The organism is Spiroplasma kunkelii CR2-3x (assembly GCF_001274875.1).
In the GTDB taxonomy this organism is placed as follows: Bacteria; Bacillota_I; Bacilli_A; order Mycoplasmatales; family Mycoplasmataceae; genus Spiroplasma; species Spiroplasma kunkelii.
Genome location: NZ_CP010899.1, coordinates 339,935 through 366,601 on the forward strand (window position 1 = coordinate 339,935; position 26,667 = coordinate 366,601).

27 protein-coding genes, 9 tRNA genes and 2 pseudogenes are annotated in these 26,667 nt (G+C 25.7%); 35 read left to right on the top strand and 3 right to left on the bottom strand.

Features of this window, described 5'->3' with window-relative positions; genetic code table 4:
- The first annotated feature begins 19 nt into the window (after positions 1-19).
- The 12 genes from SKUN_RS01810 to SKUN_RS01860 all read left to right on the top strand — a co-directional run bounded on the left by SKUN_RS01810 (position 20) and on the right by SKUN_RS01860 (position 3,601).
- Positions 20-96, top strand: a tRNA-Arg gene (locus SKUN_RS01810).
- 23 nt (positions 97-119) lie between these two features.
- Positions 120-196: transfer RNA gene (locus SKUN_RS01815), tRNA-Pro, on the top strand.
- 16 nt (positions 197-212) lie between these two features.
- Positions 213-288, top strand: a tRNA-Ala gene (locus SKUN_RS01820).
- A 31-nt stretch (positions 289-319) separates the two neighbouring features.
- A tRNA-Met gene (locus SKUN_RS01825) sits at positions 320-396 on the top strand.
- A gap of 1 nt (position 397) precedes the next feature.
- A tRNA-Ile gene (locus tag SKUN_RS01830) sits at positions 398-474 on the top strand.
- Between the two features lie 32 nt (positions 475-506).
- Positions 507-599, top strand: a tRNA-Ser gene (locus SKUN_RS01835).
- 51 nt (positions 600-650) lie between these two features.
- A tRNA-Met gene (locus SKUN_RS01840) sits at positions 651-725 on the top strand.
- A gap of 2 nt (positions 726-727) precedes the next feature.
- A tRNA-Asp gene (locus tag SKUN_RS01845) sits at positions 728-803 on the top strand.
- Positions 804-808: 5 nt separating this feature from the next.
- Positions 809-884, top strand: a tRNA-Phe gene (locus SKUN_RS01850).
- A 95-nt stretch (positions 885-979) separates the two neighbouring features.
- Positions 980-1,672 (top strand): hypothetical protein, encoded by a 693-nt coding sequence (locus SKUN_RS01855; protein WP_053390620.1) that lies wholly within the window; start codon positions 980-982, stop codon positions 1,670-1,672.
- A gap of 23 nt (positions 1,673-1,695) precedes the next feature.
- Positions 1,696-1,824, top strand: a complete 129-nt coding sequence (locus tag SKUN_RS11195; RefSeq protein ID WP_268794859.1) for a hypothetical protein — start codon at positions 1,696-1,698, stop codon at positions 1,822-1,824.
- A gap of 1,363 nt (positions 1,825-3,187) precedes the next feature.
- Positions 3,188-3,601: a hypothetical protein gene (locus SKUN_RS01860; RefSeq protein WP_235511278.1), complete on the top strand. Its 414-nt coding sequence runs from the start codon at positions 3,188-3,190 to the stop codon at positions 3,599-3,601.
- Between the two features lie 49 nt (positions 3,602-3,650).
- On the opposite strand, the gene rpsD is transcribed toward SKUN_RS01860, so the two are convergent.
- Positions 3,651-4,265 (bottom strand): 30S ribosomal protein S4, encoded by a 615-nt coding sequence (rpsD, locus tag SKUN_RS01865; protein ID WP_053390622.1) that lies wholly within the window; start codon positions 4,263-4,265, stop codon positions 3,651-3,653.
- A gap of 294 nt (positions 4,266-4,559) precedes the next feature.
- On the opposite strand from rpsD, the gene SKUN_RS01870 reads away from it, so the two are divergent.
- From SKUN_RS01870 to SKUN_RS01900, 9 genes and pseudogenes are all read left to right on the top strand, one after another.
- On the top strand, positions 4,560-6,275 hold the full coding sequence (locus SKUN_RS01870) for a septation ring formation regulator EzrA (protein WP_053390623.1): 1,716 nt from the start codon (positions 4,560-4,562) through the stop codon (positions 6,273-6,275).
- A gap of 15 nt (positions 6,276-6,290) precedes the next feature.
- Positions 6,291-7,490 (top strand): tRNA uracil 4-sulfurtransferase ThiI, encoded by a 1,200-nt coding sequence (gene thiI, locus SKUN_RS01875; protein ID WP_053390624.1) that lies wholly within the window; start codon positions 6,291-6,293, stop codon positions 7,488-7,490.
- Entirely contained in the window at positions 7,474-7,662 is a 189-nt protein-coding gene (locus tag SKUN_RS01880) for a hypothetical protein (protein WP_053390625.1), read from the top strand. The genes thiI and SKUN_RS01880 overlap by 17 nt, the downstream gene beginning before the upstream one ends.
- A gap of 88 nt (positions 7,663-7,750) precedes the next feature.
- Positions 7,751-10,795, top strand: a complete 3,045-nt coding sequence (locus tag SKUN_RS01885) for a DNA polymerase III subunit alpha (protein ID WP_235511279.1) — start codon at positions 7,751-7,753, stop codon at positions 10,793-10,795.
- Between the two features lie 17 nt (positions 10,796-10,812).
- Complete coding sequence (locus tag SKUN_RS10265) at positions 10,813-11,214, top strand: copper homeostasis protein CutC (protein WP_268794883.1); 402 nt, start codon at positions 10,813-10,815, stop codon at positions 11,212-11,214.
- A 45-nt stretch (positions 11,215-11,259) separates the two neighbouring features.
- Positions 11,260-11,451, top strand: a complete 192-nt coding sequence (locus SKUN_RS10270; RefSeq protein ID WP_235511280.1) for a hypothetical protein — start codon at positions 11,260-11,262, stop codon at positions 11,449-11,451.
- A gap of 67 nt (positions 11,452-11,518) precedes the next feature.
- A pseudogene (locus SKUN_RS11200) lies at positions 11,519-12,195 on the top strand (phosphate acyltransferase).
- Complete coding sequence (locus SKUN_RS11205; RefSeq protein ID WP_268794884.1) at positions 12,131-12,280, top strand: phosphate acyltransferase; 150 nt, start codon at positions 12,131-12,133, stop codon at positions 12,278-12,280. Before SKUN_RS11200 ends, SKUN_RS11205 begins: the two are co-directional and overlap by 65 nt.
- A 170-nt stretch (positions 12,281-12,450) precedes the next feature.
- A complete protein-coding gene (locus tag SKUN_RS01900; RefSeq protein ID WP_053390627.1) occupies positions 12,451-13,641 on the top strand; it encodes an acetate kinase in 1,191 nt (396 codons plus the stop codon).
- An 89-nt stretch (positions 13,642-13,730) separates the two neighbouring features.
- Here SKUN_RS01900 and SKUN_RS01905 read toward each other — a convergent pair whose 3' ends face one another.
- Positions 13,731-14,861: a phosphatase PAP2 family protein gene (locus SKUN_RS01905; protein ID WP_053390628.1), complete on the bottom strand. Its 1,131-nt coding sequence runs from the start codon at positions 14,859-14,861 to the stop codon at positions 13,731-13,733.
- 216 nt (positions 14,862-15,077) lie between these two features.
- Here SKUN_RS01905 and SKUN_RS01910 point away from each other — a divergent pair, with 216 nt between their 5' ends.
- The 13 genes and pseudogenes from SKUN_RS01910 to SKUN_RS01960 all read left to right on the top strand — a co-directional run bounded on the left by SKUN_RS01910 (position 15,078) and on the right by SKUN_RS01960 (position 24,983).
- On the top strand, positions 15,078-15,818 hold the full coding sequence (locus SKUN_RS01910; RefSeq protein WP_053390629.1) for a hypothetical protein: 741 nt from the start codon (positions 15,078-15,080) through the stop codon (positions 15,816-15,818).
- A 77-nt stretch (positions 15,819-15,895) separates the two neighbouring features.
- On the top strand, positions 15,896-17,035 hold the full coding sequence (locus SKUN_RS01915) for a hypothetical protein (protein WP_053390630.1): 1,140 nt from the start codon (positions 15,896-15,898) through the stop codon (positions 17,033-17,035).
- 110 nt (positions 17,036-17,145) lie between these two features.
- On the top strand, positions 17,146-18,309 hold the full coding sequence (locus SKUN_RS01920) for a DNA recombination protein RmuC (protein ID WP_053390631.1): 1,164 nt from the start codon (positions 17,146-17,148) through the stop codon (positions 18,307-18,309).
- A 159-nt stretch (positions 18,310-18,468) separates the two neighbouring features.
- Positions 18,469-18,681: pseudogene (locus tag SKUN_RS09085) on the top strand (aldo/keto reductase); the annotation flags it as partial.
- A 331-nt stretch (positions 18,682-19,012) separates the two neighbouring features.
- Positions 19,013-19,162 carry a hypothetical protein gene (locus SKUN_RS08205; protein ID WP_083436084.1) on the top strand — a complete coding sequence of 50 codons (150 nt, stop codon included), beginning with the start codon at positions 19,013-19,015 and terminating at the stop codon, positions 19,160-19,162.
- Positions 19,162-19,410: a hypothetical protein gene (locus SKUN_RS01925; protein WP_053390632.1), complete on the top strand. Its 249-nt coding sequence runs from the start codon at positions 19,162-19,164 to the stop codon at positions 19,408-19,410. The genes SKUN_RS08205 and SKUN_RS01925 overlap by 1 nt, the downstream gene beginning before the upstream one ends.
- Positions 19,411-20,064: 654 nt before the next feature.
- The gene (locus SKUN_RS01935) at positions 20,065-20,505 is read left to right on the top strand and encodes a DUF3627 domain-containing protein (protein WP_083436085.1); all 441 of its coding nucleotides are present in this window, start codon (positions 20,065-20,067) and stop codon (positions 20,503-20,505) included.
- A complete protein-coding gene (locus SKUN_RS09090) occupies positions 20,506-20,655 on the top strand; it encodes a hypothetical protein (protein WP_015967972.1) in 150 nt (49 codons plus the stop codon).
- 2 nt (positions 20,656-20,657) lie between these two features.
- Positions 20,658-20,861, top strand: coding sequence for a DUF2649 family protein (locus SKUN_RS01940; protein WP_015988088.1), 204 nt, complete (start codon positions 20,658-20,660; stop codon positions 20,859-20,861).
- A gap of 349 nt (positions 20,862-21,210) precedes the next feature.
- Positions 21,211-22,224 (top strand): hypothetical protein, encoded by a 1,014-nt coding sequence (locus SKUN_RS01945; RefSeq protein WP_053390635.1) that lies wholly within the window; start codon positions 21,211-21,213, stop codon positions 22,222-22,224.
- Positions 22,217-22,621, top strand: a complete 405-nt coding sequence (locus tag SKUN_RS01950; protein ID WP_053390636.1) for a hypothetical protein — start codon at positions 22,217-22,219, stop codon at positions 22,619-22,621. Before SKUN_RS01945 ends, SKUN_RS01950 begins: the two co-directional genes overlap by 8 nt.
- Positions 22,621-22,857 carry a hypothetical protein gene (locus SKUN_RS01955; protein ID WP_053390637.1) on the top strand — a complete coding sequence of 79 codons (237 nt, stop codon included), beginning with the start codon at positions 22,621-22,623 and terminating at the stop codon, positions 22,855-22,857. Before SKUN_RS01950 ends, SKUN_RS01955 begins: the two co-directional genes overlap by 1 nt.
- 11 nt (positions 22,858-22,868) lie before the next feature.
- Positions 22,869-24,983, top strand: coding sequence for a spiroplasma phage ORF1-like family protein (locus SKUN_RS01960; RefSeq protein WP_053390638.1), 2,115 nt, complete (start codon positions 22,869-22,871; stop codon positions 24,981-24,983).
- A gap of 11 nt (positions 24,984-24,994) precedes the next feature.
- Here the strand turns inward: SKUN_RS01960 and SKUN_RS01965 are convergent, their stop codons facing one another.
- Entirely contained in the window at positions 24,995-25,411 is a 417-nt protein-coding gene (locus SKUN_RS01965) for a lipoprotein (protein WP_053390639.1), read from the bottom strand.
- A 117-nt stretch (positions 25,412-25,528) separates the two neighbouring features.
- On the opposite strand from SKUN_RS01965, the gene SKUN_RS01970 reads away from it, so the two are divergent.
- Positions 25,529-26,617 carry an IS481 family transposase gene (locus SKUN_RS01970; protein WP_053390640.1) on the top strand — a complete coding sequence of 363 codons (1,089 nt, stop codon included), beginning with the start codon at positions 25,529-25,531 and terminating at the stop codon, positions 26,615-26,617.
- Positions 26,618-26,667: the final 50 nt, after the last annotated feature.

Consider the following 26,667-nt stretch of genomic DNA (forward strand, 5'->3'; position numbering starts at 1 on the left):
ATACTGCTTTATTTCTTATGCGCCCATAGATCAATTGGATAGATCGTTTGACTACGGATCAAAAGGTTGAGGGTTCGAATCCTTCTGGGCGCGCCATTTATTTAAATGTTATTTTTTTTCGGAAAGTAGCTTAGCTTGGTAGAGCACTCGGTTTGGGACCGAGGGGTCGCAGGTTCGAATCCTGTCTTTCCGACCATTTTTTATAATATTTTGGGCCCGTAGCTCAGCTGGGAGAGCACCTGCCTTGCACGCAGGGGGTCGACGGTTCGATCCCGTTCGGGTCCACCATTAACTTTAGTAAAGCAATTAAACTTGATATGGCGGGATAGCTCAGCTGGTTAGAGCGCTCGGCTCATACCCGGGAGGTCAAGAGTTCAAGTCTCTTTCTCGCTACCATGGACCCTTAGCTCAGTTGGTTAGAGCATCCGGCTCATAACCGGATGGTCACTGGTTCAAGTCCAGTAGGGTCCACCATTTATTATTTAGTTACTTTCCGAACATTTTTTGGAAGATTACCCAAGTCTGGTTGAAGGGATCGGTCTTGAAAACCGACAGGCGGTGAAAGCCGCGCGGGGGTTCGAATCCCTCATCTTCCGCCATTTTTTTAAAAAAACTTGCAATTAAAAGTTAAGTTATGATAGTATTAAAATTGTGGGGTGGAGCAGTGGTAGCTCGTTGGGCTCATAACCCAAAGGTCGCAGGTTCAAGTCCTGCCCCCGCAACCAATGGTCTTGTAGTGAAGTGGTTATCATGCCTCTCTGTCACAGAGGAGATCGCGGGTTCAAGTCCCGTCAAGACCGCCAATCGTGGTTCAGTAGCTCAGTTGGTAGAGCATTTGATTGAAGCTCAAAGTGTCGACAGTTCAATTCTGTCCTGAACCACCATTGAATTTAGTTAAAAATAACCCTAGACTCTAAATTAATCGTAGATTAGTTTAGAGTTTTTTATTTTTGTTATATAATTAATAAAGGTGATGGGAATGTTTTCAAGATTGACAAAAGATATAATTTTTTATTTAAAACGTGAAGAGTGAAAGTTTGCGTTAAATGAAGACAATTTTAAATATAAACCACGCTTTGTCTTATACCGTTATCAGAAAAAGATGGGAACTGAGAATTTCCGTAATTTTAAATATTGAATTTTTAAACGTTGAATTTTAAAAAATTTTGCTTATACCCAAGATTTTATTCATCGGTTTTATAAATATCAACGAAAATTAGATTTAGTATTAACTGGTCGTGAACAAGAGTTTATTTATAATGTTGAAGAAGTTAATTTTACATTATGACGTTCCTTAAAAGTTTTACCAGTGGCATTTGATTTACAACCAAAGGAAAAGTGCCATTTTAAAAATAATGCTGTTAATATTCATCTTTTTACAACCCATAAAGATATTAAGTTTTTTTGTAAGGGTGTTTTATTAATTACTAATAAGCGCTTTATTATTGATGGTTTAGATAAGAATAATAATAAGAAAGTAGTTCAGTTTAATTTAACAGATATTTCAAATGTTGAATTTATTGATATTGGTGTTAAAATTACGGTTGGAAAGCAAACTTATTTGATTCGGGAAAATAATCATATGTTAATTTTAGCATTGCTTTATCGTTGCTTGGGACATAAGAAAGTTATCTTTGATCTTAAAAAAATACCACTAAATTTTAAGTTTTAAGATAGAAAGATGAGAAAGACAAAATGATTTTAAAAAATGCGAAAATAATTTGTGAAGAAGAAGTAATTTCAAATCAATGAATTGAAATTAAAGATAATAAAATTGTTAAAATTACAGCAGGTCATACTGATCAAAGAGGTTATGATTTATAACAAGCAATTATTATGCCTGGTTTTATTGACTGTCATGTGCATGGTGGATATGGTGAAGATACTAAAAAAGGCACAATTGCTAGTTTTCAAAAATTTGCTCAAGCAAGAATTCTTGTAATTTATTAATAATTTTTTTATTTAATCTTTTCATCAAATATTTTCCTTTCTTTAAAAAACATAATATTCCTTTATTGGTTAATATTTTGATATTTAGTAGATAATTTATTTTAGTATTTAATTACTTCGCCGCCCGCTTCACTTTGGGGGTGAGAGGGGGAGGATAGAATATTTTGATATAGTTTAGCCCCCCGCGGAAATAAACAAAAAAAAGTTTACCCAGTTATTAATTACGCTTCATCCATCCCTAGACAACTTTATACAAAAAAAATAACCTTTTGGAGTTCGAACCCTCTTGTTTTTTTTAGTGTCCGATATTGTTTTTTTCGGTTTAACAGCACTCTTTTTATGAAAACAAACCAAAAAATACATGCACTTACATTTCACAAGTGATTAATCTTGCCGAGAATTAAAGAAATGAATAGAATAGTAAATCCAATCGCTTTCACACTTTCTTTAAAGCTTCGTTCCATAGATGAGTTATCCATCTTTAAGCATCAAAATATTAAGTTTTAGTATTGCATTATTCATCATATAGTACCTTTATTAAAAATGATATTATTAGTTGTTAAACCGAAAAAATATAATAAATCACAGAAAGGAAATTATAAAAATTAACTAATTTGTAGGGAAAAATAGGTTAATTTTTAATTTTAAAGATACTATCTGATGAATAATGCAAATAAAAATTCGCTCTAATAAGCTATTAATTTAATTTTTATTTAATTACTTTATTTATATTTTTTATAAAACCTAAGCTTTTTTATTACTACCGTTGATAAAGCAGCGACTGGATTATTACACAAACACGAGAAATTAATCTTAGTTAAAAATGAATTGAAAGAAAATTTAATAATTTTAACAAAAACCTTTTTTGTTCAAAGAAATACTTTTTTTAGCAGAAGTATAACAATATCAGTAAGAAAAATTGGACCTAGTAATTATTCAAAAGAGTTTTTTATTAAAACTTTTTTTGAGTGATACAATTTAAGTACTATTTACTAACTAGATAATAATTAAAACACGCTCTTAATTTTAAGATTTTTTTTGGGGGGTATGCTCTATAACTGAAATTGAACAATTATTATCACAGTCATATGCTGAATGCGTTAATTATTTATTAAAAAAATATGGGCCAGTTGCAAAAGATTCATTTTCTGATTTTGGTTGTACTAAAAAGATAAGTGGAATCCCGCGGGGAAGTGAAGGATTATATATTCATCATATTGATGAAGATAAAGCAATTATGTTATCAACTCCGACATATGCAAAGAAAAATCCATTTGATTATCAAAAAGCTGATCATTTAGTCTATTGTAATTTATTAGAACATTTATTTTTACATATTAAAATTGTTGAATATCCAAATCCAGTTCAAAATCCGGGTGAAACCTGTGGGCTAGGTGGAATCTATAATTATATTGTTCCTGAATTAAATGATATTTATAGTGGAATTGTTTATAAACAAGCTTGAAAACAAAAAGTGACAGAAATTATTTTGCCACTTAAAAATGATTATTTTAAATGTATCAAACAACTAGTAAATCTTAATTTTGATTATGCTTTACTAAAATATTTTAATACTAAATATGGTTTGTGAAGTAGTGATAAAAATAAACAAATCTATAAAAGATTGAAAAAACTAGGAGTAACAAGCTAATATGTAAAACTTTAATAAATTAAAAAAACATCTCAAAAGAGATGTTTTTTTAAACTAAACGGTTGTATCATTCAACAATTAGTGCTTCATTAATATTACTATTTAGTTCTTCACGAAGAGGGAAACGAACATATGTTCCTGTCATTTTAGTTTTATCAAATTTAACAAATTCTAATGTACTAACTTGACTATATAAACTTTCTAAAATCTTAACATTTTTTTGTGAACTTTCTTTTATACTAATCACATCACCAGGTTTACAATTATACGATGGAATATCAACTTTCTTCCTATTAACAAGAATATGAGCGTGATTTACTAATTGACGAGCTCCTGCTCTTGTTTGTGATAGTCCCATACGATGTACAATGTTATCTAAACGTGATTCTAACATAATTAAGAAGTTTGTTCCGGTAATTCCTTTCATTTTTTTTGATTTACTGTAAGTGTTACGAAATTGACGTTCTGTTAAACCATACATATAACAAACTTTTTGTTTTTCATGTAATTGTAATCCATAGTTTGATAATTTTGAACGACGTTGCCCATGTTGACCAGGTGGTGTTGTTCTTTTTTTCCCTTTTGAAAACTCTTTGTCGTTTTCTAAGATACTAAAACCATATCTTCTTGCTTTTTTAAATATACTTCCACGATAACGTGCCATTAAAAAAACCTCCTATATATCATTATGACATACAAAAAGATTCATTGAATTGCTCTAATAAAGGAAGTTTTTTTGCTTCGCCCTAACAGCTAGGGTTACTTTAACATTAAATTTTAATTAATAAAAAACTAAGAACATTACTATGCAATTCTGCTGCTTCTCTGTGTGTTGTCTAGGAAATATTGTATAATAAAATTAAGGATAATTCAATATTTTTTTCTAATTTTTAATGTAATATCTTTTGCAAGTGCTATAATTCAATTGATATATAGTAATTATTGGGGGCTAGGCAAAATGGAAAATATTATTAATAATCCAATTAAATTAACATTACTAATTTTATTTTTTGTCTGCTTTTTACTATTAATAATAACATTAGTATTGTGAGGACAAAAGCGTTATTTAAAAACAATTGAAATTAAAGTTTTACAAAAATTTGATATTTTAAAACGATTACCGTTAAAACATAAAATTTTTCGGATTTCTGAAATTGCTCGTTATAATAATCGCTATGCAAAAGACTTGATTATCTGACGAACAAAGTATGAAATTATTTATGAGAAAAAATTAATAAGTTGTTTAGAAGTATTTCGTAAATTATATCAAATTAATAAAACAACATCCAAGAAAATATCGAAAGTAGCAGTACAAAAAATTATTCAGTTGTTAAAAGAATTAACTTTATTGGAAAAAGAAGCTCGTCGGTTATTAGATGAAATTAACAGCCAATTGCGAATTGAATTATTACAACGAGATTATATTTTGGCACATAAGAAAATGTTTAATTCATTGTTAGAAGATGCAGTTAAATTGCAAATGAATGTATCTTTAGATTCTAAAAAAATTAGTGATTTTGAACGAAATATTGAAATTATGTTTGATGAATTTGAAGATTATTTAACAGCGGGTGATTTTGTTAAAACAGAACAAATTTTATCCAATATTACTATTTCCTTAACTATTTTTGTTGAAATTTTAGACAATATTCCACAAATTAAAACCTTGTTAACAAAAGTGGTTCCAAATAAACTTTCTTTATTAAAAGATAAATATGTTCTTTTCAATAAAGATGAAAGTAGTAATGATTTATTAAAGTATAGTTTTGATGAATTAACCCAAAAGATTGATGAAACTAAAATTTTAATTTCTAAATATATTGATAACTTGCAATATAAAAAAGCAACAAAGAAAACAATTGAAATTATTAATCAAATTAGTGATTTTGATCAAAGTATTGAATATCAAAAAGCAATTATTTCATGTTTTAAAAAATATTATCAAGTTGTAATGGATTATATTAATAAAATTGAACGGAGTTTTAATGCAATTTCTCGACAAATTGAGGCATTACGTAGTTCATCAACATTAACGGCACATGAAGAAGGCATTTATCGTGAAGCAATGGGAAAAACAAAGGATTTAACGCATGATACCAACCGCTTAGTCTTAGAAATTAATCGTAATGGTCGCGATTATGTTAATTTTAATCAAAAATTAGTACATTTATTAGAAAATGCTGTTGTAACCCAAGAAGCATTAGAAAATGTTGTAAAGATTATTGAAAAAAGTAATTTTGCAGAAACTGAAATTCGAAAAACAATTCATTTGTTAGAAGTGGTTTTATTACAAGCTGAAGTTCGCTTAAATCAATTACAATATAAAAAATTATTAACAAAATATGAAAAAGAAATTAGCAATTATCGACAATCCTTGGAAAAAATTAAACGAATATCATTTGATGTTAATAATCCTAGTGAAGTTGATGAAGTAACAGGTAAACTAAATCGCCTGAAAACAGAAGTTTTAAAATTGTTTGAAAAAATTAAAAATAATATTTTATTAGATTTATTATCACAAGAAACATTAGTTTATGCACAAAAATTTATTTTAACAAATGATGATGTTGATGACCAGTTACGTAATGCTCAGATTGCTTATCGCGATGGTGATTATGATGGCTCATTATTTTTAGCGTTAAAAATTATTAATGAAGAACAAGGAAAAATATAGAAAATGGAGTATAAAATGAATTTTGATGTAATATTAATTCGTTATGGAGAATTAACAACCAAAGGGAAAAACCGTAATAATTTTACAAGAGTTTTAGTTAATAATATTAAAATAAAATTAACAGGATATGAAAATCAATATCAAATTAAAAAAGAATTTGATCGTTTATTTATTGAACTATTAGATGCAACGCTTAGTATGGAAATTGTTAACATTGTTAAAAATGTTTTTGGTTCATCATCGTTATCATTAGCCAAAAAAGTTGCTTGTGATTTATCAGAGATTGCTAATTGTGCAATTAATATTGTAAATTATTATCAACCATCAACTTTTAAATTAGAAGTGCGCCGAAATGATAAGACTTTTCCACTGACATCAACGGAAATTAAGCAACAATTAGCACCAAAAATATTACAACAAACAAAGGTTAAAGTTGATGTTCATCAACCAGTTTTGCAAATTGATGTTGAAGTACGCCGAACATTTACATATGTTTTTGTTAATAAAATTAAAACAATTGGTGGTTTACCATTTGGAATATCTGGACGAGGATTAGTAATGTTATCAGGAGGAATTGATTCACCAGTTGCAGCTTTTTTAACAATGAAACGGGGAATGAATATTGAATATTTACATTTTGCAACACCGCCACATACGACAGAAGAAGCATTACAAAAGGTTAAAACTTTAGTTCAAAAATTAAATTATTATGCTATTCAAAATCAGCAACGATTGCATGTGGTTAATTTTTCAATGTTACAACATGAATTAATACATATTCCTGATGATAGTTATCGAATTATTATTATGCGAAGAATGTTTTATCGTATTGCTAATTTATTAGCTAAAGATTTAAAATGTCAGGCAATTATTACTGGAGAATCATTAGGACAAGTTGCTTCTCAAACAATTGAAAGTATTAATACAATCAATGATGTTTCTACATTGCCGATTTTGCGGCCAGTATTGTGTTTTGATAAAAATGAAATTATTGATATTGCAAAACAAATTGATACTTATCAAACATCAATTTTACCGTTTGAAGATTGTTGTAGTTTATTTGTTCCAATGAATCCTGTTACAAAACCACGTTTAAAACAAGCAGAATTTCAAGAAAATAATTTAATGTGAACAGAAATTATTGATGTTATAATTAAAAAAAATATAACAACATATGTGGTTGGTAAGGATGTGATTTATGAAGAAGAAAACTAGTTTTTTTCAAAAAAAGAAAGAAGTAGCAAAACAATTAGTTAATGAATTTGAATTACAAAAAGCAGAACAATCACAAACAAACTTATTAGAAGAAACAATATTAATTGATGAAGAATTTTCAATTATTCGTGATGTTAAAGATGAAAATATTAAAATAATATATGAATTATAATTATTATTATTGCAATTAAATTATAAAATTAGGCCATAATTGTGGTTTTTATTTTTTTTCGCTACAATGATAGAAGAGTGAGGTAGCAATGATGACAATTCCCCATTTAAATGTTCGAACAAGTTATAGTTTATTATCATCTTTAATTACTTTTGATAAATATTTTAATTATGCTATGACAACTAATTTATCATCATTGGCAATTTGTGATAATAATATGTTTGGCGTTTATGAATTTTGTCAGCTTTGTCAAAAAAATAAAATTAAACCAATTATTGGCTTAAATGTTATTATTTTATTGAATGATATTCCTTATAATATGAATTTATTTGCTCGTAATCAAAATGGTTATTTTAATTTAGTTGAAATTTCATCTTTAATAATGATTAATACTGAAAATAAGCAAAATGTAACATTAGAGGAAATTAGTAATTTTTTAACAACAGATGTTAAGATTATTATTAATTATACAACAGATAATTATCAACCTGAGTTATATCAAACGCTAAGAAAAATTTTAAAAGTTGGAACGGATTTATATTTAGGTATTAATAATGGGAATTTATTGTTGTTAGAATCGTTGCAAGCATTAGTTGCAAATGAACAAATTATTTGAAATAATAAAGTACAATATTTTACAAGTGAAGATTTTACTGCTTATAAAGTTGTTGATACAATTAAAACACAAACTTTATTTAAAGAAAGTAAGATGAAAGATTTATATGGTTGAGTTCCCCCCCCACCCCTTTATCAACAATATTTTGACAATATTAAAACATTTATTACGACAATTGATGTTTTTCCCTTGCATAAAGGTACTATTTTTGATAATTTATTACGTTATCCAACCCCAGAAGGGAAGACCGCACAACATTTTTTACAAGAAATTTGTCAAACAGCCTTAAAACAAAAAAAAATTAATGGTTCTAAAACAACATATCTGCAACGATTAACTTATGAATTAACGGTGATTAATAAAATGGGTTTTAATGATTATTTTTTAATTGTATGAGATTATGTTCGTTATGCAAAACAACAAAATATTTTTGTTGGTCCTGGCCGCGGTAGTGCTGCTGGTAGTCTTGTCAGTTATTTATTAAATATTACAACAATTGATCCAATTGCTTATAATTTACTTTTTGAGCGATTTTTAAATCCAGAGAGAAAAAGTTTACCAGATATTGATATTGATTTTGAAGATGATAAACGAGAAATGGTTATTGAATATTTATTTGAAAAATATGGTAGTGAACATGTTGCTCATATTATTACTTTCCAGACAATTGGGATGAAAATGGCAATTCGAGATATTTGTCGAATTTTTGATATCTCAATTGAAGAAGCAGATAAAATGAGCAAAGCAGTTCAATTAGAATATAATTATCATTATGAAGAAGCAATTAATGCTAATATTATTTTTGAAATTTATCAGAAGAAATACCCCCAAGTGTTTTTGCATTTAAAAAAAATTATTGGTTTACCACGTCAAACAGGGACCCATGCAGCAGGTGTTGTTTTAACACAACAACGCTTACAAACAATTATTCCAATTAAAGAAGGCTATAATCGAATTTATCAAACACAATATTCAATGAATTATTTAGAAGAATTGGGAATTATAAAAATGGATTTATTAGGATTACGAAATTTAACAATTTTACATGATGTGATTGATAATATTTACCAAGAAACAAAAGTAAAATTAGATGTTTACACCTTACCATTAAATGACCAAAAAACTTATCAATTATTAGCGCAAGGGGATACAAAAGGGATTTTTCAATTAGAATCACCAGGGATGACAAAGGTTTTAGTTGATATGGTTCCAAACCAATTAGAAGATATTGTTGCAACCTCTTCGTTATATCGTCCTGGTCCACAAGATAATATTCCTTTGTTTATTAAACGAAAAAAAAAATTGGCAAAAGTTACCTATATTGATGAACGTCTAGCTGAAATTTTAGCACCAACTTATGGTATTATTGTTTATCAAGAGCAAGTTATGCTAATTGCTCAAAAAGTTGCTAATTTTTCACTAGCTAAAGCTGATGTGCTTCGTCGTGCAATGGGGAAAAAAGATGCATCAATTATGAGCCAAATGAAAACTGAATTTATTGAAGATGCTGTTAAAAATCATTATTTTGAAAAAATAGCACAAGAAATTTGAGAATTAATTTATAAATTTGCTTCCTATGGGTTTAATCGGAGCCATGCAGTTGCATATTCATTGTTAGGTTATCAAATGGCCTATTTAAAAGCAAATTATCCTTCCCAGTTTTTAGCTAGTTTATTGACACATGTTATTGGGGATGAACATAAAACAAATGATTATATTGCTTTAGCAAAAAAGAATCATTTAACAATTGTGCCACCAAATATTAATGCTCCATATCGACAGTATCATACAATTGATAATCAAATTTGTGTTCCATTATTAATTATTAAACAAATTGGTTTTGCTTTTTTTAATAAAATTGCCCAAGAGTATCAAACTAATGGGATGTTTATGGATTTATATGATTTGTTTATTCGTTTATATAAGAAAGGCTTAAATAGAAAAACTTATGAGGCATTATGTTTTTCTGGAGCATTAGATGTTTTTAAGCTGAACCGGATTACCTTATTTAATAATTACCACCGGATTCTTACTTATATTGAGTTGATTAAAACGCAAGAAGAGAATGAAAATTTAATTGTTGATTTTTCATTAGCTGAAAAACCAAAACTAGTAATAGAACCAAACGATGAAGTTATATGTCTAGAAAAAGAATATGGATTTTTAGGATTTTATTTATCTAATCATCCATTAAAATATATTCGTGAAAAAGCAGGGTACCAAGATAAAACAACATTAATTAGTAATTTGCGTTTAAGTTTAGGATCAACAAATATTTTAGTTCTCGTGAAGCGAGTAAAAGTAATTACTGATAAAAACAACAATAAAATGGCATTCTTAGATTGTTATGATGAAAGTGACGAAATTAGTATTACTGTTTTTTCTGGTATTTATAAAGATTATGCTAATTTGTTAAAAACTAATAATGTCTTATTATTAAATATTAAGTTAGGAACATATAATAATAAAATTAATGGAATTATTAATCGCATTAAATTTATTAGTGGGGAACAATAATAAATTTTATTGAAGTTATTGCAAGAAAATACGAAGAATGCCAAATTATTGAACAAGCTGGAAATATTGACCGAATTGAATTATGTGCTGATTTATCGCGCGGAGGGTTAACACCATCTTATGCAGTTATTCAAGAATGTACTGAACGAATTAAAGTTTCTATTCGGGTAATGGTTCGTCACCGTGATGCTGATTTTTATTGTTCGGCTAATGAATATTTTCAACTTAAAAAATATATTTCTTATATTAAAATAACAAAGGCAGAAGGTATTGTGGTCGGTATTTTAACACCTACGCATCAAATTGATTTATTACGAATGAAAGAATTAATTTCCTTAGCATATCCATTATCAATTATTTTTCACAGAGCTTTTGATTTAATTGAAGATAAAATTACTGCTATTCAACAATTAGTTTAATTAGGAATTATCATAGTTTTAACCCAAGGTGGAATAACTCCAATTATGAAAAATTTAGTAACTTTACAAAGTCTTCGGAATTATGGTGTTCAAATTCAAGGAGGTAGTAGTATTAATTTGATTAATTATCGCGAAATTAGTCATTATTGTGATGCGTTTCATCTTGGCAGTGCTGTGCATTATGACGGGACTTGAAATACTGTCCTTGATATAGTAAAACTTCAACAATTAAAATAGGAAAATTTTTAATTAATTAAAAAACATACTTGAAAAAATTAATATCTTTTCTCACAAAATAAAAATTATTTTTCCAGAAGAAAATTCTGAACGAATTCAAACAGTAGCGAAACAATTAATTAGTACAAATATTACGCCAATTCTTGTTTTTGCAACACGAGCAGAAGTTCCTACAACAATTAATGAATTACAAAAGGAAGTTATTGTTTCTGAAGAGCAAAATGAAACAGAATTAGCAGAATATTTTGTTAAATTACGAAAAGGAAAAATTTTATTATCAGAAGCTAAATAATTAGTTCGTGAATGTAATTATTTAGCAATTTTATGAGTTAAAAAAGGTCTTGCTGATGGAATGGTTGGTGAAATTATTTATGATACAAAAGATATTATTGGTCCAGCATTGCGAATTATTAAAGCAAAACCAAGTGTAAAATTAGTTTCATCGTTTTTTTAATGGTTCGGAATAATGAACGTTATATTTTTACTGATTGTGCTTTGAATTTTGAACCACCGGCTGAGGAATTAGCAGATATTGCTTATTTAGAATATGAATCTAGTCATTTTTTTGATTTTCAAAAGCCAAACATGGCATTATTATCTTTTTCAGCAAAAGGTTCAGGGCATGGGACTTCTGTTGATAAAGTCCGTACTCCTTTATGAACTTGTCCAAGCAAAGAATTTAAAAAATTGTTCTGTTGATGGTGAGTTTCAATTTGATACCGCGTGAGATGATGCTATTCGTAATAAAAAAGCGCCGTCATTAGTCTTAAAAGCACCTGTTGATATTTTTGTTTTTCCAAATTTGGATGCGGTAAACATTGGACATTAAAATTTCTCAACGATTAAGGAGATTTGAAGAAATTGGTCCAATTGTTATTGGATTAGACCCCCCCAGTTAATGATTTATCACTTGGTGCTACTATTAATGATATTTACAATACTGTTTTAGTGACACCATATTTATGTATATATAAATCAAATGATTAGAAAGGAAAAAAAATGATTTTATTAATCAATGCGGGTAGTAGTTCGATGAAATTTCAATTATATAAAGTTGATTCAGCAAAAAATTATGAAGTAATTTGCAAAGGATTAGTTGAACGAATTAACATTGATGCAATTTTTACCCTTAAATTTAATGGTCAGGAGTTTCAAACAAAAGAATATTTTCCAGACCATAAAGCAGCAGCGAAAATTTTAATCGCTAAATTAAAAGAACATTATATTATTCAAGATTTTACTGATATTCAAGGAATTGGACATCGAATTGTGCATGGTGGTGAAAAGTTTACACAATTAATAATTATTAACGATGAAGTATTTGCAGAAATTAAACGAATGGTAACATTAGCTCCGCTGCATAATCCACCAGCAATTGCTGCTATTGAAGCTTTTAGTAAGATTGTTGATGTTCCAAATGTTGCAGTATTTGATACCTCATTTCATACAATAATTCCTGAAGAAAATTATTTATATTCAGTTCCTTATGAATGATATAGTAATTATCAACTCCGTCGTTATGGTTTTCATGGCATTTCTTATCGTTATATTACAAAACGATTAGCTGAAATTTTACAAAAACCATTTACTGAAGTTAATGCAATTATTTGTCATTTAGGCAATGGTGCTTCAATTTGTGCAGTTAAAAATGGTAAAAGTTTTAATATTTCAATGGGTTTAACCCCATTAGAAGGATTAATTATGGGGACACTAAGTGGCGATATTGGCCCCTCAATCCACCAATTTATTGCAAATCAAATTGGTGCAACATTAGATGAAATAACTAATACTTTAAATAAAGAATCTGATTTATTAGGAATTTCGGGAGTATCATCTGATTTACGTGATGTTTTTAAAAGTAGCACGAATAATCAACGTAGTAAATTAGCATTGTTAATGAGTGCAAAAAAAATTGCAAAATATATTGTTAGTTATTCTAATGATTTAAAAACAAAACCAGATGCAATTGTTTTTACCGCTGGAATTGGCGAAAATTCTGATGAAATGCGCCAATTAGTTGTTAATGAAGTTACTTTATTAAACTTAGAATTATCTTTGTCAGCAAATCAAAGGTCATATGAAACGGAAAATCTAATTTCAACTCCAAAAGCAGATGTTCTTGTTTATGCAATGCGAACAAATGAAGAAGTAATGATTTGTGAAGATACTTATCATTTAATTAATTCATAAGATAATTGTTATTATTTAAAATATAATTCTTCACGATGAAAAGGTTTAGATGCTATTAGCATCTAAACCTTTTCATTTTAGTCCATTTTTTAAATTAAGTGTTTTGTAAAAATTTTATTAATACTAAAATGAACAACTAATATCATGACAGTTGAAAAAATAAAGGTAAATGCAGTGTCAGAAATCCAGTGGAATCTTTCCATTACAACAGCAAAATTCATTGCTAAAACATGAATTAATCAAATAATAAAACATAATTTTATTTTTCAGTTAATTTTATTGTTCTGTTTATTTTTTAAAAATAAAAGAATAATTGAGCCAGTACAATATGTAGCATTAATATGACCACTTGGGAAAGCATATTCTCATGGGGTTTTAAATGTTGGCATATTAACATTACTAAATAAACTAATTGGCGGTTTCCACCAAGGATATTGTCATTCTGATGGAATATTATTAAAATAACCGTTACCTAAGTTATATCCAAAATGAAAACCCGATTTAAGATAAGCAGCTAAGAATTCAGGATGGGCATCAATTAAATCACCAAAAATAGCATTATAATAATAGATTCGATGTGTTACACCTTTTAAAATCACAATAATAATATATGTACTAATTAAAAAACTTAATCCTTTAGTTGCTTTTATTCATGTCTGTTCTGTTAACAAACGGTTAGTTAAAACTAACCGATAGCGAACATAATAAAGACCAATTCCTAATAAGAATGATTGGTAAATAAAAACTAAAATAGCACTTGTTAATTTATACTTATAATTATCAAATAGAAGATAGTCAATTCCAGGTCCAAAGCCTTCGTCAAGACTTGGAATTAAGGCTAAATTAACAATATTACCAATAAGTCATGCTCCTATGGCTAGGAAATAATAGATTACAGTAATCCAATAATTTTTTATAAATTTTTGCTTTTCTTGTTTTATTTTAAGCAAAAACCATGTTTCTAATAATATTGTTAGATAAATGATAATTATAATAACGATTTCAGTATTTCCTAATTGATCATAAAAACGGACTCAATATTTAACAAATTCATTTGATAAAGGTTTTGCAAGTTCAACAGCAATTTTATATTCAATTTGATATCATCCCGTTGCAATGAGAACTCCTAAACTAATAAGAGAAATTATGAATAATGGAATTGCAAAAAAATAAATATTTCATTTTTTTTTAATAAAAAAGATGTTATTTTTTTGTTGCATATAGTTTCCTCGCTTTTTATTTCATTGTTGTTAATTAAATAGGAATTTAGTAAAAAATATAAGCTTTTCTCTTTTTAATTATATGTTAAAAAATAAAATTTTAATTTTAATTTTAAAACTTTTCACGGTATAATTATTTTAATTATTGGTTCACAATAAGATTTTTAATTAAATATAACGAAAGATATAATTTAAAATAAAAGGAAATATGTGTGGGTGATTAAAATGAGAACAGATTTCAAAAAGTATTTTCAAGTATTTTTTAATATATATTTTATTTTGTTTAGTTTATATTTTGGAATTTCGTTATTTTTACCTTGTTTTGTTCCACATTTTACAAATTGAGCATTTGTTAGTATTTTATTAAATTTAACTTATATTGTTTTAATAACGGGTGCTTTTTTCTTTTTGTTAGCTGTTTTAATCCAAATTTTAAGTGATTTTAAACATTATAAACGGATCATCTTACAATGATATAATATTTTAAAAGTTAATGTTATTGTAATTTTATTATGATTAGCGAATATTTTTTGATTATCATACACTATTTATTGAAATATTACGATAACATGATTACTTAGTTTTTTTACGCAGTTTTATTTTCAACTTTATCAATCAATTTTAATTTCGTTTTATTTCTTTTATGCTTTATTTATTATTACCTTTTTTATTTCTTTAGTCATATTATTACGTATTTATTTAATTTATTGGTATAAAATTAATGATTTAATTTATTTTAATCCGTTTTTTAATCTAACATTATTTTTAAATATTTTGGAATCGTATCTTTTTATGCGGTATCGAATTAATATATTAGTTATTTTTTTATTAAAAAAAATAATTATTATTTCATTTATTATTGCAAATATTATTAAAACATATCGATTAATTCTTTTTAAAAAGGAAACAACCCCACCACAACAGGGAAGTATTATTACCAAAATTTTAACAAAATAATCTTTTTAAAATTAATAAACTAATTTTAATATTAACTATGTAATAAAAATTATTGAAAAACAAAGGAGAATAAAATAATGAAAAAATTAATGATGATTTTAGCATCAGTATCACTATCAAGCCCAATTGTTGGGACAGCAATTTCATGTCATAGTCTTAAAACTGGGGGTGAAATTAATACAACAGGAATACCAACTGTTGGTACTATTAAAGTAAATTTAAAAAAAGCAGGTTATGATGTTGATAACTTAGAAGTTGATTTAGCGCCAGGAATGAAAACAGCAATTATTCGTTTTATACCAGATGTTCCAAATCGCCCATTTTTAACAAAAAAAGTTGATTTAAAATGAACAACAAATGATATTAGTAAAATTATTACTTTTACATCATTGCCATATGATAATGGTTCTGGTAGAAAATTAACCGTCGATGAAGTGTTAACTGTTGTTAATAGTTTAAATGGAACAAATTTTACTTTTTCTGATATTGAAATAAATCTTGATCAAGAAATTAGTCAATGAGTAATTACGCCAAAACCAGGTGGTAATTTTACTGGTTCAGCAGTTGTAATTGTTAATGAACCAATTACATTTTCGCAAGCATTTCCATTAAAAAATATTGGTGATATTTATATCGCTGATGCAGTCTGAGAAGATTATAAAAAAGACCCTGAAGGTACAACAATGAATATAGCAGCAGGAATTATGGAGTTTGTTGGGGACCGAAATCGTTTCGCAAGTTTATATAAAGATGCAATGTTAAAAGCAATGATGGGAGCTTTAGAAGGTGGAATTGAAATATCAATTAATCAAGATAATGGGAAAGGGACTTTAAAAGTTACAACGGAAGTTGAGCATGTTATTAATCATTCAACACTAACTGCTAATTTTACAGTCAAGACAACACCACGTAAGTTTTTAACGCAAGATAATGTTAAACCAACAGAAAAATTAATCCCTGTTAAATTAGATAAGATTTATACAAAAGAAACTGAAAACGAACTTCGTTATGATCTTGTTACAAAGCTATTAGGAAAACAATTTGCTGATCAATATCAGGAGATTTGATATAATGAAATTTGATTAACTTTTAATGAGGATGGTAAAGGCGCAACTATTGAGGCTAAACCAGGCTCAAAAATTTTAGCAGCTTCTGATACTTTAGCTTCTTTAATGACAAAAATTCCAGCTTATAAATTAAATATTACATTTGAATAAAAAGAAAAATAAACTCATAAGATTAATGAGTTTATTTTTTTATTTGAACAGGCTATAATTAAAATTATTGCGGAACACAATAAAACATTAAAATATTTAGGGGGAATACAATGACAACAATTTCATATGTTTTATTAGTAATTATTTTAGTTATTTTAGTTACTTTTCTAATAATTTATTTAGTAAAAACACATAAAAAATCGCTTGTAAATAATGATTCTGCATTATTACAGAAAGATATTCAAGCATCAAAAGAATTATTAGAGAAACAATGATTAGGATTACAAAATCAACTTTCTGAACAAAAAAGAGAATTATTAACTTTAATTAGTGAATTTCAAACAAATTCAGTTAAAAATGATACTAAATTTAATCAAAACTTAACAATTTTAAATGAAGGATTAAGTAATTTTCAAAATAACTTGTCAAAGCAAGATACTGACTTAAAAAATAATTTAAACCATCAAGGTGAAATTATTTCCAAATCATTTACTGATGTTTTATCAAATTTAAAAGTTTTAAAAGAATCAACTACAACATTAAAAGAAGTTGAAGAAAAAGTTAAAACTTTAAATGATATTTTTTTAAATAATAAAAAACGAGGTAATTTAGGTGAATATTTATTAGAAAAAGTTTTAAGTGATATGTATGGTGAAGGTAATCAAGGATGAGACCGCCAATATAAATTGCCTACAGGAACTGTTATTGATGCATTAGTTAAAACTGGTGGAGCAAAAGAAAACATTGCTATTGATGCGAAATTTCCATTAACAAATTATAATAAATATTTAGAAACAAGTGATACCGCAATTAAAAATAAATATTTAAATCTTTTTAAACAAGATTTAAAAGATCGAATTAATGAAGTTGCTAAGTATATTAATCTTGAAAATGAAATTTCAAGTGCAATTATGTTTGTTCCTTCCGAAGATTTATTCGCATTTATTTATGGCCAATTTCCAGATGATATTATTACTTTTGCATTTAAAAAACGGGTGTGAGTTACTTCACCAACAACATTATCAGCAATTTTATTTGTTTTAGAAAAACATATGCGTGAAGTTGCTTTTAATCAAAATATTGAAGTTATTAAAACTAATTTATTAAAAATAAAAGGAGAATTTGATCGTTGAGTTGAGCGTTGACAAGAGTTTACGAAAAATTTTGGAAAATTTAATACTAATATTGAACAATTAAATACCACACATAATAAAATTCATAGTCAATATCAAAAAATTTTAAATGAGCAACAGTTAGAACAACCAACAGATTAAAATGAATGACGATAAAAGAAAAATATCTTAGAAGTAAGATATTTTTTAATAATTTTTGAAATTAATTGTTAATAGAACTTTAATTTTGTTTTCCTTGTTATTGATTTTAATTAAAATTTTAATTATGTAAAGGCCAACACACGGAAAGTAAGAATAAAAATGAAAACACTAACAATGAAATTAAAACTTTTTAATGGTGTTGAAATCCCATTAATTGTGTTAGGTACATATAAAATGACTGATGAGCATGAAGTTTATCGAGCTGTTATTACCGCATTACAAAATGGTTATTGTTATATTGACACTGCTTAAATCTATGGAAATGAAGAATTAATTAGCAAAGCAATCAAAGATAGTGGTGTTCCAAGAAAATATAGAAACCACACACATTTTGTATTTTTGGTTTTTACAGTTTTGGAAAGTAAATTTTTTTTAATATTTTTAATTAAGGAGTTGAAATTATGCAAACAAAGCAATATTTTATTTTGCGGTCGCTAGTGAAAAAGTATGGTAAAGATAATGTTATTAATATTGCTAATAAGATTGCAAAAGATATTGAAATTAAAAAGTAAAAGAATAAATTATCCCGCGTAATTTATTAGCGGATAATTTATTCAATAATGTTTTTTAATGGAGCGAAGCGACAACGAGCGGAGCGAGTTTGCAAATTTCAATTTTTTAATTTTTAGAAGGGAGTCATATTATGCCAACTTGATTAACAACAATATTTAGTGTTGTTATTATATTAGGGATTTTTGCTTGAATTGGTTTATCAATTTATCAAAAAATTAAACAAATTCGAGGAAAGAAAAAAGAAAAAAAAGAAATTGAAAGAAAGGAGAGTAATAAATAATGTTAGGTATGTATTTAACAACGGCGGTTAATTTTTTAGCAAATACACCTAAAACTATGACTGAGGGGATGACTGGTATTTGAACTGGTTTAACTAGTGCATTATGAAAAGTTAAAGAAGGTATAACAAATATTTTACCTGAGATAATGGTTTTTTTAGGCGATGCGTGAATTATTTTAATTCCGTTTGCAATTTTTTTGATTATTAAAGTATTAAATTTTTTCCGTGTTATGGTTAAAGGATTTTAGTATTTATTATTTATCATATATTTTAACTGTGGCACACTAGTTTTTATATGTGATTTGATGTAAAAAATGAATTTATTAAATAGAAAAATGAACTTATTATATTTACTATTAAAGTTATTAATAGTTATTTTCAGTGTGCCAATTTTTATTATTTTATATATTTAACAATGTTTATTAACAGTGTTTATTAAACATTAAATAAACAATATATTAGCATTATTTATAACATTGTTAATAATCAGTGTTTATTACAATAAATAAACATTATATAAACATTATTTATAACATTGTTTATTAAACAAATATTTTAGTTAGGAGATTATATTATGGATACGATATTTAAAACAACTAAGGAATATAAAAAAATAAAGAGAGATTTTATTAAAGATATTTTTTTATTGAGTTTAATTCTTTTTTTTGGTATATTGTTGGTTTCTGTTTGTTTAAGTTTATTTATTTATTTTTCAATATTGTGTTGAAATGATAAAAATTTTCCATGCTTTGTACTTGCAATTATTATATCTGTATTTCTTTTTATATTTATCATTTTTCTGATTATTATGTATATAAAATATATTTTTGAAATTAAGGTGGATTTTGATGTTGAAAAAGAAAAATTAATTCAATATTGACAAATTGAAGGAGTTGATAAAATTGAGTAATTTTGTTAAGAAAAATCAGAATGTAGAAAATTATTTTATTAGTAAGGAATTTATCCCTTTTAAAACAGATAAAGCAAGTTTTATTAATTTACCCAATCATAATCGTCATATTGGGTTTTGGTTGAGTAATAAGTTTATTTATTCGAGTGAAAAACATTCAGAGCAAGTAGCAATCGGTTTGATTTATGATAATTCTTATCCTATTATAAAGTATGATGAAAATTTAAAGCGAAATATTTGAAAATATTTAACTGGAACAGAATTAATCAATTTATATAATCAATATAAACAAAATTATTTTACTAAAATGAAAGAAGCATTATTTTTAAGTGAACCTAAAAAAGTAAAAGCAAATAATAAAAATAATAATTTAATAAATTGAACTGTTGAAAAAGAGCAACAATTAATTAAAGATTTGGAAGATTTAAATTAAATGAGTTTATATGATTATTGAGTTCAATTTGTTAGTTATATTATTGGTGCAAATGCCCCTGAGTTTTTATATGTTATATCGTTTGTGTTATTTATTGTTTTGTTTTTTGGAATGTTCTTTAAACTTATTCAAAAAATGTGGAGTTTTTAAATATGCAAAATGATTGAATTAAATTAAAAGAGTTTTTTATTCATATATTTTTGTTTATAGATAAAACAAATGTTGAAACTATTACAATGTGAAATTTAACACAAAATGAATATTTAACTTTGATGGTTGGTATTTGAATTGTTATTTTGTTCTTAACTTGGTTTTTCTTGTGAATGGTTTTTAAGATAGTTGGGTATTTTAAATAATTAAATTTTATTATTATGGTTTTCTCTCCCCACAAAATTTTAAAATCTTTTTTTGAATGTAATATATATTTTCATTATGAATGCAATAATTATTAATATAAATAATGTTGTAAAAAATATTTCTTTTGCATTTATTTGACTAATATTTTTAAATATTCATTCTACAAAATTAATTGTAGTAATTAATTTCCCGATAGGATTGATTAAAAAGTTTATAATTCCAATAATAGGCAATAATATTGAAATTATTTTTAAAATTTTCTTAATTTTTATCGCTCTTCTTTTTGATTTGTGGGGAGAGAAAACCATAATAATACTAGTTTAATTATAAATAACTATTGGAGGTAAAATGAAAAAGTTTATATTTTTCTTAAAAAATTATTGTTATATTAGCGGTTCAATGATTTTGTTTAGTTTAATTGATTTATTACTTTGAATAATTTCGTTAAATTATATTGGTTTAGTATTCTGATTATTGTTTGTTTTGCAGTGTCTTTATTTTGTGTGATGATTATGAAAAAATATTTTTTATCAGTTAAACGCTTTTCGGTTAGTTCAATTTATTTGAGATAATCCGTTGTCGGTAATTATTGGTAAATTAGGAACTGGTAAAACATTACTTTTAACTTATTTATCGCAAACTATGAAATTATTGACAGATGAAATTTATAGTAATTATCCGTTAGAAGATGATAAAGTTAAAGTTTTAACATTTAAAAATTTAGATTTTACTGATAGAACAAAACCAGTTCCACCCGATGATAGTGTTATTTTATTTGATGAAAGTTATTTGTATATTGATGGAACTAGTCCTCACGATGAGAAAAAAGTTCATAGTGGTAAAATACCGTGAATTGTTTTAGCGAGGCATTTTGGTAATCGTGCGTTGTTTACTGCTCAGCGTGAGGGTATGATTTGAAACAATATTCGTCAGTTAGCAAGTGGAATTATTATTCCAATTTCATTAAAAAAACCTGTTGCTAAAAAAGGATTTAATTTTTTTAATCGTTTCTTTATTATGCGAATTGGAATTTTCCAAGATATAACCGATTATGAAATTTGAAAAACAAAATCAGTAGAACGAACAGCAGAAGGTAAACGAGTAAAACATAAGTCGGATGTTGGATTAGGAATTCGGTTTTTTAAAATAATTATTCCGCTTGAATTTGCCAATAAGTATGATAGTCAATGATTAAAATTTGTGCGTGATTTAAAAAATGATGAAATTGTTAATAAAAAAGAATATTATTGGTCGGAAATTACAAAATTAAGTGTTAAAAAACGATTGGAGTTATTTGATATTGATATTTTGAAAAAGAATTTAAAACCTAAAAAAGAGAAAGGAAATAGGAAAGATGGTTAATTTATTAGTTGAAAATAATAATAGTAATTGAGACAAGATTTTTAGTTTTGTTTTTGATATATTTTTGTTTATTTTTGATGTAATTTGAAATACAAAATTACCGATGACAAATACGTCGATTGCTTATTTTTTAATCTTTTTTATGGTTATTAAGTTATCAATTTACGCAATTCACGGCACATCAACACAGTATAATAATTTAGGTTCAACAGTACAAATGGGGGTGTCAAATATTTATTCTGCTACTGCTCGCGGTGTTTCTGATACTAAACAAGGTATGCAAAAACATATTAAAGAGCGTAAACAATTTAAAATTAATCGTAATAAAAAACAATTATCAAGTTTAGCAAAACAAGCAAAAACAAGAGAACAAGGATATAGGAGAGTGTATAAATAATGATTAAATTAGTTTTATTGGTGGCGGCAATCGCTATATTTGGAACTGGTTTTATTACTGTTATTATTAATCAATTTACATCAGCAAAAAATATTATTATGGATTTATATAATTCTGATACTTGGTTGATTTGATTATTTGGCAGAATGGCAATTTTGTTTAGTCATCCGTTAATGTTAACAATATCAAGTTTATATATTGTTGGGTTTATTGTTTCAAAAACATTGTATAGTTAGGAGTTGAATTTATGAAAAAATCGTTATCTTTATTTGCCATATTTATTTTAAGTTTTTTAGGTTTGGTTATTCCATTTATTACTTTAACGGCGTTTAGACCGTTAAATGAGAAGCATTATACGTTTAAACAAGAGAATAGTATTAATAAAGGTATTAATGAAACTGATTTTATTAATACAATGTTTTTACGCAGTAGTTTTTTTGAAAATTGGTCAGAAACAAATTATTTTATTAATCCAACTTTGAAAACATCAAAGAAATTATCTTTTAATGATAAATGGTATTTGGATTTTTTACAAGATAGTTATTCAACGGGAGTTGTTTATGATAAACCAAGTTCATCTTTTTTTAGTTTTTATCAAATGTGAGATACTTGAAAAAAAACATATATGGTCGAAAAATTTTATGATGTTAAAAAGGAGAATTTTTTGAATGATTTAACTGATTTTATTTATGCTTTTGCAGTTAAATATAATATGTATGATGTATCTAAAAAAATTGTCGACAATGTTGACCGCTATAAAGAAAATCGTTATCCAAGAGTTAAGTTAAAACAAGATAATTGAAAATTAGCTAATGATTTTATTGATGAAAAAAATAATGATAATAAAAATTATATTGGTATTATTAAAATTGAAAATGATTTTAAAATTATAAAATGAATTGGAAAATATATAGATTGAAAATATCAATATATTAACATTTATCGTTGAGATGGCGTTGGTGAACCAAATTTACCGGAAATAAATTCTAGTACTGGTGAAATTACTGATTGAAATAGTTATCAACAAAATTTTGTAAAACAATTTATTGATTATTCTTTAACTGCTGTTTTGCAAGAAAATATTAGAGTTCAACAAGGTGGTAGTGCTGATTATGAAAATCCGAATATGGTTGGAACAAAGCGGATAATTTTTGATTTTGAGACGGTTGATGAATTAGATGTTAAAAATATTAAAAAAGCAATTTATCGGATGATTTTAACTGTTGATGAAGCAAATACAATTATTTCAGGTAGTTTAGAGTTAAATAATGTTAATAGTGATGATTTAAGTTTTAATTTTAATTTTATGCGAACAGGAATGGGTCAAGTTTTTAGTTTTAATGGTTCAATTTATTCATCATTAAATAATAAAGATTTAAGATATTATCAACAGTTTAACGGTCAATTTGATTTATTTAAGTTTTTACAGTCGTTTTTTGCAAGTGCATTGGTGCCAGTGTTTCAAAATCGTAGTTCATTTATAGAAAATGGTTATATTGATAATTTACAATATGATACTGTTTTAGTTAACTTTTTTGCGTTAAAATTACAAAATTTTAATAATATTTTATTGAGTGAAAATATTAATGATAAATTGCAATTTGATAAATTATTAAATAGTATGTTTAAGATTTCACAGAAATTTTATACTAATTATTTACGCACGATTTTTGATTTAGAAAATAATACTTATGTACAAGGATATAATAAAAAATATGGTTTATTAGTAAATAATGGTTTTAAAATTTATCCACGATATTTTTATTTTTCAGATAAATATAAGCAATTAGATATTAAATTATATTCAGCATTTAAAAATCGGTTTTATACCATTAATAATTATGGTAGTGTTTTTAATTATGATTTTTCGGTTGTTAATAATTATGATATTAAGTTAAATTCTGGTTATGTTTTTGGTGGTGATTTACAAAATAAATATGGTTTGCAATATAAAAAAATTGAAGAACAAAAAATCGGTTATAATGTTTTTGAATTGCAAGCACAAAAAGAAAATGATATGTATCGTTATTATGATTTTAATTTTGGGATTTATAACTGACAAGAAATTAATAGTGGTGGTTTATTCCCTGATAAACAATGATTTCAAGTGCAATATATAACTCCTAAGGGTTGATGAGATTTTGAAGCACATATTAAAAATGCGGTGATTTGGATTGTTAATACTATTCCGGGAGTTAAGCAAGTTAACGAGTTGGCGAGTGGTGTTGGCAAGGTTTTTGAGACAGTATATAGTTTTTTTAGTCAAATATTCGAGGTATGAAAATTTAATCCTGCATTGTATAGTACAATAACAAATATTTTTTTATTAATTATCTTTATGAAATTTGTACGATTAATATAAAAAAGGAACTGTTATTTAGTTCCTTTTTGTTCTTTTCAGTCAGTAATTTCACCAGTGTTTTCGTTGATTGTTGGTATTTCAGGTTCACCAACGCCATCTCAACGATAAATGTTAATATATTGATATTTTCAATCTATATATTTTCCAATTCATTTTATAATTTTAAAATCATTTTCAATTTTAATAATACCAATATAATTTTTATTATCATTATTTTTTTCATCAATAAAATCATTAGCTAATTTTCAATTACTATTTTCTGGTGGTTGTTGTGTGTTATATGATGGTTTTGGTGATGGTTTTGGTGATGGTTTTGGTTTATTACTTGCCTCGTTTTCATTATTATTTTCTTTATTACAACTGATTAATGTTGTTGTACTTGTTGCGGTTAATCCGATTGTTCCTAAAATACTTATTCATTTTTTCATATATATTGTTCCTTTTTATTGTTTTATATATAATTGATTTTATTATATATCAATTATATATTAATTATTTTGTATTAAATATTAATCTTATATATTTTTGATGGTAGGTGTAAATTAATGAAATATATTATTAATAATTTTAATTTGTTTGATTTACAAGCAAAATTAAAAAATTTTTTAAGTAAAAATTATAAAAATAAATATTATAAAAAAATAAAACAAAAAATATTTTCATATATTAATTTGTGTAATGATTATTATATTAATAATGATAAATTTTTGTTGAAAGATTTAATTAAAAAATATTTTAAAAATAAGTTTTCAACTTTTTATTATTGAGCGAATAAAATTTTAATTGCATATAAAAATAATGATTTTGATAAATTGTTATTAAAGTCAACAATTCCTAATAATATTAATTATCAATATAGTAAAGATGTTCGTCAAAATATTTGTGATTTATATTTTGAATATTGTGATAAGTGTGCTGGTGGTGTTTTATCTTTGTTTTATAATTTAAAAAAAGGGATTCATGGAGAAGAATTAAAAAATAAAGCACCAAAAAATTTAAAAACATTTTTTCGTTGACTTAAAAAAGATGAAAGATGATTAAAAATAAAAAATAAAATTAAAGAAATTAAAAAACAACATCCAAGATATGAAGTTAAAGAAATAGGTTTATTACAGATGGACGCTAAATATTTTGTACCAAGTAAATTTCCAGTTGATAAAAAGTATTATGTTTATGATTTTATTGATGAAAAAACAAGATTAGCATTAGGATATGTTTATGATAAATTAAGCATTGATAATGCTATTGATTCTGTTAAAAAAGCAATTAGTGATTTTAAAAATATATTTGGTGTTAAAATAACACGGATTAGAACTGATAACGGTTCTGAATTTATTAATAATTATCGGAATAATCAAAAAAATACTGTTAAAGAAACTAATTTTACTCAATTTTTAAAAGATAAAAATATTTTTCATCAGACAACACCGGTTCGTTCTCCACAGTCAAATGGTAAGATTGAAAGATTTCATCAAAATTATACTAAATTATTTGTATTTGAAGAAAAAATATTAAATGTCGTTAGTTTACAGAATAAATTAAATGATTATTATTATTTTTATAATTTTGAAAGAGTTCATAAGTCTTTAAATTTTCAGACACCATTTAACTTTTTGAATAGTTTAATTAAATAATTTTAAATTATTAAGTTTTTGTATTTAAACTAATTTTTAGTTTGTTTAAT